This is a genomic window from Maritimimonas sp. 2205BS37-2 (assembly GCF_056591755.1).
This window is the reverse complement of sequence record NZ_JBWQOI010000003.1, coordinates 277,728-291,311: the sequence shown is the minus strand read 5'-3', so window position 1 is coordinate 291,311 and position 13,584 is coordinate 277,728. Positions and strand designations below refer to the sequence as shown.

Genomic DNA, 13,584 nt, shown 5'->3' with positions numbered 1-13,584 from the left:
ACACAAATTTAAAGTGCAAAACTAACTATTAATGCACAATAAATATTCAATAAAAAAAGCTTTTTATTACAAAATGTTATGTTTACAACTAAATATTAGAAAATGTGTTATTATTCTATGCAATAGCAGGTTTTTTACCTAATTCTTTTAATTGTTGAAAGTGAGAAATAATAGCAGCCCTTGTGGTTTTATACTCATTATAAGGTAAATTGAATTCTAAGGCGGTTTTCTTTACAATTTTTGCTAACTCTTTATAATGTACATGGCTAATATGAGAAAATAAATGATGTTCAATCTGTCTGTTTAATCCACCGGTAAACCAACCTACAATCTTGTTTTTAGGTGCAAAATTTGCTGTAGTAAATAACTGATGGATAGCCCATGTGTTTTTCATATTACCTTCAGAATCTGGTAAAGGCATATCTGTGTTAGGCATCACATGTGCTAATTGAAAAACAACACTTAATATAATACCAGCAGTATAATGCATAATAAAAAAGCCAATTAGTACTTGCCACCATGTATATCCTATAATTAAGGGTAGCACAACCCAAAGTGAATAATACACAATTTTACCGATAATTAATTTCGTCCATTGAGTAGCGGGATGTGGCATTTTACCGTACGATAATTTACGTTTTAAATATAAATATGTTTGTTTAAAATCGGTTGTAATTGCCCAGTTTATAGTTAATAATCCGTATAAAAAAATTGAATAATATTGTTGGTATTTGTGCATTTTATGCCAATCTGCATGCCTGGAAAAACGAATCACTCTACCAGCATCTATATCTTCATCATGACCTGGAATATTTGTATAAGTATGGTGTAATACATTATGTTGTACTTTCCAGTTATAATCATTTCCTGCTAGAATATGGATACTACTACCCATTAATTTGTTGACCCACTTTTTACTAGAATATGATTCATGGTTGGCATCATGCATCACATTCATGCCTACGCCAGCAATTCCTATTCCCGTAATTACCATAAATAATATTTGAACCCAGCTAGGCAAATCTAAAGTAAGTAATAAAATAAAAGGTGCTAAGAGTAATGTAAACATCACAATTGTTTTAACATACAGTCTCCAATTACCTGTTTTTTTTATGTTTCTTTCTTTAAAGTAAGTGTTAATGCGCTTATTAAGAGTTCTGAAAAATTTGGTAGAATCTACTCTAGAAAATTTTACTGAGATATTATTTGACATAGTGAGTTGTTGTCTTTTTTACAGGGTACAATATTACGTCAATTTTGGTTTAAATGACGTTTAATGCTCTAAATTATTAAATTTTTAACAAGATAACGTAGTTTTGCAAGCAATATGAAATTGATCAACACCTATTTTATTGATTTGTCTGATAAACAGATTAAGCAATTTTCTGAACTAGAAGAACTCTATAAATACTGGAATGCTCAGATAAACGTGATTTCTCGCAAAGATATTGATGAGTTGTACCTACGCCATGTGTTACATTCTTTAGGGATTGCAAAAGTGCAAGCATTTAAAGAAGGTTCTAAAGTTTTAGATATTGGTACAGGTGGGGGGTTCCCCGGAATTCCATTGGCAATATTGTTTCCTAAAACCAATTTTTACTTGGTTGATTCTATTGGTAAAAAAATAAAAGTGGTAAATGAGGTTGTTGCTGCTTTAGGATTAAAAAATGTTAAAGCTGAACATCTACGCGCCGAAAAGGTAAAAGGTGAGTTTGATTTCATTATAAGTAGGGCAGTAACCAATATGAACGATTTTGTAAAGTGGACACGGAAGAAGATCGCTAAAAAACAAAACCATCAACTGGCAAACGGAATTCTATATTTAAAAGGAGGTGATCTTACAGAAGAGTTGATAAACTTTCCTAAAGCGACACTTTATAACTTACCCGATTTTTTTAAAGAAGACTTTTTCGAAACAAAAAAGGTGGTACACCTGCCATTAAAATATAAGCCCTAAAACATTTTTTAATTTTGGAGAACGGCAATTTTTTGCTCTAGAAGTTTTTTCTCTTGTTCAGAATGTGTTAAAGCTTTTGCATTCTTATAATATGTAATGGCCTTTATATTTTTACCAAGTTCTTGATAGATGGTTCCATAAACAGCATGATATAAATAATATCTATTCAATTTGTCATTCTCGATTTTTTGCAATTCTTCCAAAGCTTGTTCTGGACCATTTATTTGAAGAGAAATTAGGCATCTGTTAAGTGCTACCACTTGATTATTTCCAAACTTTAACAAGATATCATAATAACCTAAAATAGCCTCCCAATTAGTGTCGTTAAACGTCTTTGCTCTACAATGTTCGCGAACAATAGCGGCTTCAACGTGATATTGACTCAGTTTTTCTGTATTTGATGATTTGAGTAGATATTCATTTGCTAACTTGATAATATCTTGATCCCACATTGTACGATCTTGTTTTGATAGAACAATAATGTCTCCATTGGTAGTTAGCCTTCCTTTAAATCGAGCGGCATGATAATGCATCAATGCCATTAAAGCATAAACTTGCGGTGTTCTAGTTTTTTCGTTTTCTAGCATTGAATTGCAAAGCGAAATTGCTTGACGAATCAAATCTTCTCTAATAAGATCTTTAGAATGAGTAGCATTATAGCCCTCATTGAAGATCATATATATAGTACTTAATACCGAAGCTGTTTTGTTTTCTAGTTCATTATCTGAGGGAATAGATGGTCTTATTTTTTGTTTTCTAAAAAATTCTTTTGCACGATAAATTCTTTTAGAAATAGTGTCTTCTGAGCAGATATAGGCTTTTGCTATTTCTTTGGTACTAAATCCACATAATGATTTTAAAATAAATGCAGACTGACTATCTGTTGAGATCTTTGAATGACAACATGCATACATCATTCCTAAAAAATCATCTTTTATATTGTCTTCTTGCCAATAAATATTCATAGTAGTACTCAACGTATATTCTGATGTCAATAACTTGCGTTCAGAATCAGAAAAATCAAAATGATTTGAATGTTTATTCTTTCTAATAAGGTCAATCGCTTTATTTCTTGCAACTCGATATAGCCACGCTTTTGGGTTATCTGGAATGCCATTAAACTTCCAAGTTTGTAGTGCACTTACTAATGCATCTTGAACAACATCTTCTGCCAACTGATAATTTTCGGTACCAAAAATTTTTGCTAAAACAGAAACCATCTTTCCAGACTCTTCCCTAAAAAGATGGTTTAGCTTATTATGTATTATCTTCTCTGTATTCAATCGCATTAAGAGTAAATAAAGGCTTTAATATTCTAAAATTAAGAATAATAATAGATTACATGGGCATTATTTCACGAACTTCTATGGTGCAATCATGCTCGAATCCAGGGCATCCTTTAGCAAGTTCACTGGCTTCTTCTAAAGAGTCTGCTTTTACCATTATGTAACCACCTACGAGCTCTTTGCCTTCAGTCAAAGGCCTATCTACAAGCTTTGTTCCTCCATTTATCCAAGATTTAGCTTCTTGTTGCAAGGGTTCACCGCCAATTAATTTACCCTTTTCGGCAAGGCCTCCCATCCATTTTTGCCAGTCTTGCATGTGTTCTTGCATTTCTTCAGGAGATTTAGATTCAGAAACATCATCGCCTCCTCTAATAATAAACATGTAATCTTTCATAATTGTATATTTTTTATTTTATAATTCTATGACGCTGTAGTTTTAAAAATTTGGACAGCCATTTTAATAATTTTTACTTCCAAAAGCTTTTCCTTTTCCTGTTTGGCATAATTGGCGCAAACTTTCAAGATATCTTCCCCAGCTAAAAGAGCAAATAGCATAAAAGTCATCTGCCTCTTGCCACCCTTCATGCGAAAAGCGAATACGTGTTTTACCATCATTATCATCTAACAGAAAAGTAAAAGTATGGCCTTTCCAGCCGTGTGGGCTTTCTATACATTGCCAAACTACTTTTTCATTGGAGGCTATTTCTGTTACCTGCATATCTGGCCCACCATTATCGGCAAATCTAAATTTAATAATCTCATTAAGGTTAGTGCTGCCAGTAGTGCTTACTGTCCACCAATTAGATAATCCCTCGATAGTAGAAATGGCTTTAAATACTTCTTCTTTTTTAGCATCAATGTGAAATAAGTGTTTAATTGAATGTGTCATATTCTTTAATTTAAGTTATGCGTTTATGACGAATTCAATTTACATATTTGGACGGAATTATTTTAGTTTTAGAAAACAGGAAAATTTTTAGTTCGTTTAACGTTCAGTGCATGGACAGTAGGGCGGATACGAATATCTTCACTTTCGGTTTACCACTAAGCCAAAACAAACGTTTTTACTTTAATTTTCTTTTTGTTAAACGTCAAAACTTTGTTTTGGTGTTTCCTACTCAATGAACAGGACTTTCAATTTATCTTTTAAAGCCCTATTGGCTATACACCTTGTTGTGGCACGTTTTTTTACATTCCATCTTCACGGTCAGAAAGCCAATCTTCGTATTTTGCTTTAAGCTTGTCTCTTTTTCAGTCGAGTCAACAATCACATCAACACCACCATCATAAGGCGCAATGACACATTTCTTTGATAGACTAACAAACATTGCTCTAATTTCATCATCAGCAATTGCTTTGAGAATTTCATTTCTGTTTCCGTTTTTCCAACTTTCAGTTTTCACATAAATGTCAAAATACGTTTCGTTTTCATATTCCTCCGGTCTTTCTTTTTGCAAATCAATTCTCAAAACCTTTTGAAATTCTCCAAAGTCGGTTAACTCATTATAATTGTCATTAGTTGAATCCCATCTGTAAAGCCCGAATGATATAGCAACCAACCTCTGATTCTTCTCCAATAAGGTCGTTAATCAATTGGTTTTGACGGTCAAGTATGATTTTATACTCGTCTTCGTTTTCAGTGTATCTTTTTGATTCGGGTAGACTATGAATTCTAAACCATCTATCAGGATATACCCATTTCAATTCGTGATTGATCGGAAACGATTCTGGATATTCCTTATTCCAATAGTCTATGAATTCATTTTCTGACATACTAATTCCAATTCATTATGACCTCTGCCATTGTTTTCAAACTAAGTTCATTCAAATCTTCAATATTAAAGCGATTTCCAACTTCTTTAAATTTCATTAAATCATCAGACTGAACAATTTGCACAACTTCATTTTGCAACTTCCTCATTTCTTCCTCTCCTTCGAAGTACAGATAATTAGTTATTTGTTCTTCAAATCCGTTTTTGGAGAATTCTGTATTCATAGTTGAAAGCATAACCAACCAATGTTCGAAATATGCTTCTGGGTATTTATCTTTCAATTTCATTTCTCAATGTGCTACAACTTAAAACTAAGAGGAGTTTTAATTCCATTTAGCGACAGTTAAACGAAGTTCGTGTTTTTTAGTGAGAAAGTCAAACACAAAAAAACCGCATCAATTTGATGCGGTTTATATTTTATAGATTCCTGCTTTCGCAGGAACTTGATTATCCTAGGAAAGGATATCTGTAATCTTCTGGTGAAACAAAAGTTTCTTTTATTAATCTTGGTGATACCCAACGTAATAAGTTTTGCGCAGAACCTGCTTTGTCATTGGTTCCAGACGCTCTGGCACCACCAAATGGTTGTTGGCCAACCACAGCACCGGTCGGTTTATCATTAATATAGAAGTTACCGGCACAATTTTCTAAAGCTTTTGTAGCTTCTGTAATGGCATATCTATCAGTTGAGAATACTGCCCCTGTTAATGCATATTCAGATGTTCCATCAACCAACTCAAGCGTTTTTGCCCAGTCTTTATCTTTATAAACATATACCGTAACTACAGGCCCGAATAACTCTGTACACATGGTGGTGTATTTAGGGTCTTTAGCTAAAATAACCGTTGGTTCAATAAAGTATCCTTTAGATTTATCGTAATTACCACCTGCAATAATATCGGCATCAGCATCTGCTTTAGCTTCATCAATGTATTTTGCAAGTTTGTCAAAAGAACCTTCATGAATAACAGCAGTAATAAAGTTGCCGAGATCTTCTGGAGATCCCATTTTAAAAGACTTTACATCTTCTCTTACAAAGGCTAATACTTCGTCAGCAATAGACTCTGGTAAATACACTCTTGAAGCGGCAGAACATTTTTGTCCTTGAAATTCAAAAGCACCTCTTGAAATTCCAGTTGCAACTTGTTTTGGATTTGCAGAAGGGTGCGCAATAATAAAATCTTTACCACCAGTTTCTCCTACAATTCTAGGATAGGTTTTATAGTTATGAATATTTGCGCCAATGTTTTTCCAAATCTCTTTAAAAACAAAAGTAGATCCTGTAAAGTGCAAACCAGAAAAATCTGGAGAAGCCAACATGGTTTCTGTGATCATTACCGGGTCACCATAAATTACATTAATTACGCCATCTGGAATGCCAGCTTCTTTAAACACATCTACAATTACCTTTGCAGAAAAGATCTGACTATCTGATGGTTTCCAAACAACAACGTTACCCATCATAGCCGCAGAAGCAGGTAAATTACCGGCAATAGCAGTAAAATTAAATGGTGTAATGGCGTACACAAAACCTTCCAGCGGTCGATACTCAACGCGATTCCAAATACCTTCTGCAGAATCTGGTTGTTCAGCATAGATTTGAGTCATAAACTCTACATTAAATCGTAGAAAATCGATGAATTCAGCCACGGCATCAATCTCAGCTTGGTGTACGGTCTTAGATTGTGCAATCATAGTAGCTGCATTAATTTTTGCCCTGTAAGGACCAGCTAATAAGTCAGCAGCACGTAAGAAGATCGCAGCACGTTGTTCCCATGGCATTTGTGCCCATGCTGTTCTGGCTTCTAGTGCAGATGCAATAGCCTGTTCAGCATGTTGTTTTTCAGCAAGATGATATTTTCCAACCACATGTTGATGATCATGTGGAGGCGTCATATTACGTGTGTTTCCGGTTCTAATTTCTTCACTTCCTATATATAAGGGAACATCAACAGAACCATTAAAATATGCTGAATATTGATTTAAAACAGCGTCTCTTTCTGGTGAGCCCGGAGCATACCCTTTTACAGGTTCATTAACTGCTACCGGCACTTGAAAAAATCCTTTGCCCATTATTGTATGTTTTTAAGTATTAATCGACTAATTTTGGCGAGCAAAGTTACAATTTATTTATCACCTCTAAAATTATTAAACACCTTTTCGAAATCGATATAGATTATGTGCACAGTAAGTTATCTTCCTCTTGGAAATTCCAATTTTATTCTAACCTCAAGTCGCGATGTTCCGTATGCTCGTGAAAAGGCTGAACATCCACAAGAATATAATGAAAATGGTGTTACAATTTGGTACCCTAAAGACGGTAAAGCCGGAGGTACCTGGATAGGATTAAGTTCAATGAACAGATTGATTTGCCTGTTAAATGGAGGCTTCGAATATCACACCTCCTTGAGTCATTATAAAAAAAGTAGAGGCCTGATTGTAAAAGAGCTTTTAAAAGCAGATGATATTAAAAAGGGATTAGCCATTATTGACTTAGAAGGGGTTGAGCAATTTACACTAACCATAGTTGATTGGAATCAAACTTTACAGTTATTTGAATTTGTATGGGATGGTGAACATAAGCATCTTAAAAATATGCCACAGCAGCCGGCAATTTGGTCTTCATCTACCTTATATGATAAGAAAATTAAAAAATTAAGGGAAGATTGGTTCTTGAATTGGCAAAATAATAATGAACTTAGTACTGAAACGATTTTAGATTTTCATCATTCGGCTGGAGTAGGTGATCCTAGAATTGATGTGTTGATGGATCGGAAATTAGGTGGTACTGTAAGTATTACGAGTATCAAAAAATCGTCTAAGACACTTACGATTGATTATGAAGATGTGTTAACAAAGGAGGTCTCAAAACTCACCACTAATACATTATAAAAGAAATAGCGGTAAGAATTGCTAATCCAAACGAAGCAATAACAGAAAATGCAAAATTAGCCATTAAGTATTTTAAAATGGTCTTAAACCAATTTTGCTTGTAAAAGTTCTTCATTGCAATTAGCAGGTAAATCGAAAATAATAACGGAGGTATTATGAGTAAACCATCTTTACCATTTGAGAAAAAATGTACAAAGATGAATATTAACAATAATAAAAAAAATACTGACTGGCTATAGAAAACAAACACCATATGCTCCATGTAGGTGTACTTTCTTCGTATATAAATGAACTTTAGAAATAAGGCAAAAACTGGTAAAAAAAGAAAGATAGCTAATGATAAATTAGAGAACATCTGTTCATTAAAACTCTCACCTCTATCTTGCATCATGGTATGAGAGTCTTTTGCTTTGTCATAATAAAATCGGTTCCAAAAGGTGTTTTTATATCCAAGACTATCTAATGCTTGGGTTACATCATGGTCTTTATTTTCTTTATGATAGTCGTAAAAAGCATTTAGTTTTTTAAAGAAAGGGTTTGATTCGGCAATATTTCCTTTTAAGGAATCAATATCGGTAGTATGTTTACTTATACTATCAATATTTACATTATTTGCTTTAAGTGTGGAGTCAATATCTATAGGAACATTTTTTTGAACTTCATTGATAGCGGCTTTCGTAATAGAATCGGTCTTTTTAGCTTTTAGCGAATCTGTTTGGGTTTCATTAAAAGTAACAATGCTAGCTTTAAGTTTTTTTTCGCCATTGCTTCTTAATTCACTTATTTTACCTAGTAGGCCATAGATTAAAAAGAAAATTAATGATACCGTTAAGTATGTTCTAAATGGATTTACAAACTGTTTGCGTTTACCGGTAATAAATTGGTAAGCAACTTTGCCAGGTTTTATAATAAGTGGGACGGCTGTTTTCCAAACACGCGAATCATAGGTTATTAAGTTCCCGATAAATTCATCTAATACCAGTTTAAAGTTTAACTGATTGGTATTGTTACGTTGCCCGCATTCCGGGCAAAAATTTTCTTCACCTTTTAAAGAAGTCTCACAATTTAAACAGTAATTACCGCGCTGTCTTGCCGGTAATTTCTCTTTTTTCTTCTTTTTAGATAATGAAAACATTGCCTAAAAATAGCTCATTTTTTAAAACTACAAAACAATGAATTAATTTAAAACGGCTGGTACGTTTAATTGGAAAGAAGGGATTTGCACTTTAAAACTCTTGGTAGTTGTAAAGTTTATCATATTAAAATACCCTTTCATAGAACCTACTGGTGACACAAGGTTACAGAATGAATTATATGTGTGACTTGCCTTGGGTTTTATAATGGGTTTTTTACCTATAACTCCCTCTCCTTCAACTACTTCTATGCTTTTTAAAGAGTCAAAGATATCCCAATGACGACTCACCAATTGAACAGAGTCATTACTTTGATTTTCAATGGTAATACTATAGCTAAAAGTGTAATAAAGAGTATCCTTATGATAGGTGGTACCTTCAAAGTTTGTCTCTACAGATATTTTTATTCCATTTGTTACTTGCTGTACCATAGGTGATTATCACTAAACTCGTGAGATGCAAAGATAAAAAATCTAATCTTATAAACTAAAACTTAAAAAGTAGATGTTTATTATATGATTTAGTTGCGTAGGTTTTCAGAATTGGCGCTTCCAATGCCAATTATGCGATCATAACGAGTTCCAATTGGTTTGTAATAAACGAATACAGTATAAGTGTTTTCGGTTTGATAATAAGTACCGTCAATCGCATGATCGTTAATTTTACTATCTGTATCTTTAGTTGCGTACGAATAATTATAAAACCCTTGTTTTAGAAATAGCCGACCTCGATACAACTTGGTTCGCTCATCGTAGGTCATCTTGTTCTCATCGTTAAGCTGCCAGTCGTTAAAATCTCCGTAGATATAAATAGAATTCTTAGATGGAGGCTCAAGTAGTTCTAATGAAAAGTGAACCCAAGAGTAATCACCTTCTGTAGCAATATCTTCGGTATCGATCGTTCTCAGCACAAAATTTCCGTTAACATCTGGGTAATTGGTGTAAGGTCTATGTGCGCGTTCCTCATCGGTATATAGATAGGTGTTGAAAGTGTCTTTTAACTCACTTCTTGCTATATTATTAACTGCACCCCGTATTTGTTTGGTGTCGAAGAATAAAAATTCATTACCACCCCAAAAGTTTATGTTAGCCCCGTATTTATATAAAAGTTGTGTACCACGAATAAATTGTGGTTTTATGTTTTTTATGGCTGTGTTCCAATCGAGATTTTGATAAACGGTGAGTTTTAATTCTAAACTGGGGTTATTAATTAGCAAATTAGGGTGATTTACGCTAAACTGCACATTTTGCTTGGTGTTAATAGTTGCAATTTCACGACTTCTGTGTACAGTTACACCAACATCAACTAGAGATTCATAAATAATAAATGGCCGTGTAAAAACTACATTATCATCTTCATCAATTACTGAAAGTAGATAATTACCGCTAATTTTTATACGCATATTATCATTTGGTAAACGCAAGCGATAATGAGTATATCCTTGAACGGTATTAAATGAATTTTCAAAATTTCGAATCCAGTCATTGGTAAATCCATCTAAATACTCGGTAGGATTTAGATTCGATTTTTGCCAATTATAATCGTAGTGTTCAATGGTATATGAATATTGCTTTTGATCGCCATCAAGATCATCAAATTCTAACACTAAAGGGCTCCCTAAACGTACAACAGGTGAGAAATCATTGGTTTGTTGAGATCTTAAAACAATAGATTTTATGTGTTGCGCCGGGTTCACTATTACTTGTGATTGTGCCCATAACGATACGTCTATTGTTAAAACAGTGATGCTTATTATAAAGAATAATCTTGCTGTCAAATACATGAATTTACAAACCTTGAATCAAAAGTTATACCGAACTGCGAATGACAAAAATAGGGAAACAAAATCTATACAGCTGTTTTTATTATTTAGAATTAGTATAAATAAGGTTTTAAGCAGGTAAACACTTAGATAAGACCTACAAAATTTTTAAATTTGCAACCGCTTTTAAAGACAATAACTACAATTTATAAATATGTCAACAGACATTCGTATTAGAAAAGGCTTAGACATTAAGCTTGTAGGCGAAGCTGAAAAGACAACTACCAAACTTCCTTTAGGTAGTGTATATGCGGTAAAGCCAGACGATTTTCATAAAATTATACCAAAACTCTTAGTAAAAGTTGGTAATGAAGTAAAAGCTGGTGAAGCTTTATTTCATTCGAAGACCAATGAACAAATGTTATTTCCGTCACCGGTTAGTGGTGAAGTAGTAGAGATTGTTCGCGGTGCTAAACGTAAGGTTTTGGAGGTAAAAATTTTAGCAGATAAAGAACAACAACACCAAGATTTTGGTAAAAAAGATGCATCTAGCATGAGTGGTGATGAGATAAAAGCTCATTTATTAGCATCTGGTTGCTGGCCTTTTATTAAACAACGACCATATGATGTTGTTGCAAACCCTGAAAAATCACCAAGAGATATTTTTATCTCGGGGTATGCAAGTGCTCCCTTAGCGGCAGATTTTGATTATGTATTAGCAGGTAAAGATGTTGAATTACAAACTGCGGTATCAGCGTTAGCTAAATTAACAGAAGGAAATGTGCACGTGAGCGTTGGTAAAAATGCGAATAATCCTTTAGTTAACCTTTCAGGTGTTTCATTGCATAAAGTTTCTGGTTCGCACCCTAGTGGAAATGTAAGTACGCAAATTGCTAAAATCAGTCCTATTAACAAAGGCGAAACTGTTTGGGTAGTATCACCTCAAGACCTAGTAATTATTGGCGAACTTTTACTTACAGGTAAATTTAATGCTATACGTACAATTGCCTTAACTGGGTCGAAGATCATACGTCCACAATATGTCGAGGCAATCGCCGGAGCAAAAATTGAAGACTTGACTGCAGATAACTTAGACGATAAGAATGAGCGTATCATTAGTGGTAATGCATTAAGTGGAATTCAAGTTAGTAAAGAAGGATTCTTAGGATATTATGACAATCAAATTACAGTAATTCCAGAAGGAGACGACTATGAATTTTTTGGTTGGAACAAGCCTATTTTTAATAAAATTTCAAACTCAAGAGCATTAACCTTTTCGTGGTTAAACCCTAATAAGAAGTATGACCTAAATACAAATACAAATGGCGAACATAGAGCATTTGTGTTAACAGGATCTTATGAACAGGTGTTTCCTTTAGATATCTATCCGATGCAAATCTTAAAAGCATGTTTGTATAAAGATTTAGATGAAATGGAAGCGTTAGGTATGTATGAGGTAGCTCCGGAAGATTTTGCGTTAACAGAATTTGTTTGTGTATCTAAACAACCACATCAACAAATTATTAGAGAAGGGTTAGATTTAATGATCGAAGAGATCGGTTAAAAAAGTAAGAAATGGGATTAAAACAAAACTTACATAATTTAAAGGAGAAGTATAAAGGAACGAAAATGGCACCAGCATTTAATGCCATTCACACCTTTTTGTACTTACCAAATGAAACTACACATAGCGGTACCCATATTAAAGGGGCAGATGATTTAAAGCGTACGATGAATATTGTAATCATGGCATTAGTGCCTTGTTTAATATTCGGTATGTTCAACGCTGGTTATCAGCACTATTTGGCGGCTGGAGAAATTGAAAGAGCTGCAAGTTTCTTTAGTGGGGAATTCTGGAATATGGATAATTTCTTTATTGGTTTAAAGAAAATATTGCCATTGGTAATTGTTTCCTATCTAGTTGGACTGGTAGTAGAATTTATTTTCGCGGTTATTAAAGGGCATGAGGTGGAAGAAGGATACCTAGTAACAGGTATGTTGATTCCGTTGATCGTTCCAGTTGATATTCCTTTATGGATGTTGGCAGTAGCCGTTGTATTTGGTGTGGTAATAGGTAAAGAAGTATTTGGGGGAACTGGAATGAACATCTTAAACCCGGCTTTAACTGTTAGAGCATTCTTATTCTTTGCTTATCCAACATGGATGAGTGGTGATAAAGTTTGGGTACACGATGCCGTAAATAGAGTAGGGCAACCCGACGCTATTTCTGGTGAAACGATGCTAGGTAGTCTAGCTCAAAACGTAACACCAAATTATAGTACCTGGGAACAATTTATGGGCTTTATACCTGGTTCTGTTGGTGAAACATCCACCTTATTAATTCTTTTAGGAGGACTCTTCTTAATCTTCACTAAAATAGGTAGCTGGAGAATCATGTTGAGCGCCGTATTAGGATCTTTAGTAATGGGCTTTATCTTTAATCAAGTTGTAGAGCTAGGATGGATTACTTCAGGAAGTAAATTCTATGGATTAATGACTGTAGATTTCTGGCAACACTTATTAATTGGTGGTTTGGCCTTTGGTATAGTTTACATGGCCACTGATCCGGTAACGGCATCACAAACCAATAAAGGAAAATGGATCTATGGATTTTTAATTGGTTTTATCTCGGTGATGATCCGTGTGTTCAATCCAGCATTCCCAGAAGGTGTCATGTTAGCTATTTTATTAATGAATGTATTTGCACCGACAATTGATCACTATGTGGTTCAAGGTAATGTAAAAAGAAGATTAAAACGTTTAAAAGCAAAAACAGCATAGG

15 protein-coding genes are annotated in these 13,584 nt (G+C 34.0%); 4 read left to right on the top strand and 11 right to left on the bottom strand.

Going from position 1 to position 13,584, the window contains the following annotated elements; all coding sequences use genetic code 11:
• Positions 1–115 precede the first annotated feature (115 nt).
• Entirely contained in the window at positions 116–1,213 is a 1,098-nt protein-coding gene (locus AC1EUU_RS14335; protein ID WP_480202132.1) for a fatty acid desaturase family protein, read from the bottom strand.
• Positions 1,214–1,327: 114 nt separating this feature from the next.
• On the opposite strand from AC1EUU_RS14335, the gene rsmG reads away from it, so the two are divergent.
• Positions 1,328–1,957, top strand: a complete 630-nt coding sequence (rsmG, locus tag AC1EUU_RS14330; RefSeq protein ID WP_480202131.1) for a 16S rRNA (guanine(527)-N(7))-methyltransferase RsmG — start codon at positions 1,328–1,330, stop codon at positions 1,955–1,957.
• An 8-nt stretch (positions 1,958–1,965) separates the two neighbouring features.
• Here the strand turns inward: rsmG and AC1EUU_RS14325 are convergent, their stop codons facing one another.
• From AC1EUU_RS14325 to pruA, 7 genes are all read right to left on the bottom strand, one after another.
• Positions 1,966–3,246 (bottom strand): RNA polymerase sigma factor, encoded by a 1,281-nt coding sequence (locus AC1EUU_RS14325; protein ID WP_480202130.1) that lies wholly within the window; start codon positions 3,244–3,246, stop codon positions 1,966–1,968.
• 49 nt (positions 3,247–3,295) lie between these two features.
• On the bottom strand, positions 3,296–3,637 hold the full coding sequence (locus AC1EUU_RS14320) for a YciI family protein (RefSeq protein ID WP_480202129.1): 342 nt from the start codon (positions 3,635–3,637) through the stop codon (positions 3,296–3,298).
• Positions 3,638–3,700: 63 nt separating this feature from the next.
• Complete coding sequence (locus AC1EUU_RS14315; protein WP_480202128.1) at positions 3,701–4,132, bottom strand: SRPBCC family protein; 432 nt, start codon at positions 4,130–4,132, stop codon at positions 3,701–3,703.
• 265 nt (positions 4,133–4,397) lie between these two features.
• Positions 4,398–4,820, bottom strand: coding sequence for a DUF3885 domain-containing protein (locus AC1EUU_RS14310; protein ID WP_480202127.1), 423 nt, complete (start codon positions 4,818–4,820; stop codon positions 4,398–4,400).
• The gene (locus AC1EUU_RS14305; RefSeq protein WP_480202126.1) at positions 4,759–5,016 is read right to left on the bottom strand and encodes a DUF3885 domain-containing protein; all 258 of its coding nucleotides are present in this window, start codon (positions 5,014–5,016) and stop codon (positions 4,759–4,761) included. The genes AC1EUU_RS14310 and AC1EUU_RS14305 overlap by 62 nt, the downstream gene beginning before the upstream one ends.
• A 1-nt stretch (position 5,017) precedes the next feature.
• Positions 5,018–5,302, bottom strand: coding sequence for a hypothetical protein (locus AC1EUU_RS14300; protein ID WP_480202125.1), 285 nt, complete (start codon positions 5,300–5,302; stop codon positions 5,018–5,020).
• A 160-nt stretch (positions 5,303–5,462) separates the two neighbouring features.
• Positions 5,463–7,088: an L-glutamate gamma-semialdehyde dehydrogenase gene (gene pruA, locus AC1EUU_RS14295; protein ID WP_480202124.1), complete on the bottom strand. Its 1,626-nt coding sequence runs from the start codon at positions 7,086–7,088 to the stop codon at positions 5,463–5,465.
• 105 nt (positions 7,089–7,193) lie between these two features.
• On the opposite strand from pruA, the gene AC1EUU_RS14290 reads away from it, so the two are divergent.
• Positions 7,194–7,907, top strand: coding sequence for an NRDE family protein (locus tag AC1EUU_RS14290; RefSeq protein WP_480202123.1), 714 nt, complete (start codon positions 7,194–7,196; stop codon positions 7,905–7,907).
• Here AC1EUU_RS14290 and AC1EUU_RS14285 read toward each other — a convergent pair.
• The 3 genes from AC1EUU_RS14285 to AC1EUU_RS14275 form a co-directional block, all read right to left on the bottom strand.
• Complete coding sequence (locus tag AC1EUU_RS14285; protein ID WP_480202122.1) at positions 7,894–9,042, bottom strand: DUF3667 domain-containing protein; 1,149 nt, start codon at positions 9,040–9,042, stop codon at positions 7,894–7,896. The genes AC1EUU_RS14290 and AC1EUU_RS14285 overlap by 14 nt on opposite strands.
• Before the next feature lie 42 nt (positions 9,043–9,084).
• On the bottom strand, positions 9,085–9,471 hold the full coding sequence (apaG, locus tag AC1EUU_RS14280) for a Co2+/Mg2+ efflux protein ApaG (protein WP_480202121.1): 387 nt from the start codon (positions 9,469–9,471) through the stop codon (positions 9,085–9,087).
• 89 nt (positions 9,472–9,560) lie between these two features.
• Entirely contained in the window at positions 9,561–10,823 is a 1,263-nt protein-coding gene (locus AC1EUU_RS14275; RefSeq protein ID WP_480202120.1) for a type IX secretion system plug protein, read from the bottom strand.
• A 193-nt stretch (positions 10,824–11,016) separates the two neighbouring features.
• Here AC1EUU_RS14275 and AC1EUU_RS14270 point away from each other — a divergent pair, with 193 nt between their 5' ends.
• Positions 11,017–12,366, top strand: coding sequence for a Na(+)-translocating NADH-quinone reductase subunit A (locus tag AC1EUU_RS14270; protein WP_480202119.1), 1,350 nt, complete (start codon positions 11,017–11,019; stop codon positions 12,364–12,366).
• Positions 12,367–12,377: 11 nt separating this feature from the next.
• Positions 12,378–13,583, top strand: a complete 1,206-nt coding sequence (locus tag AC1EUU_RS14265; protein ID WP_480202118.1) for an NADH:ubiquinone reductase (Na(+)-transporting) subunit B — start codon at positions 12,378–12,380, stop codon at positions 13,581–13,583.
• The last annotated feature ends 1 nt before the right edge of the window (position 13,584 follow it).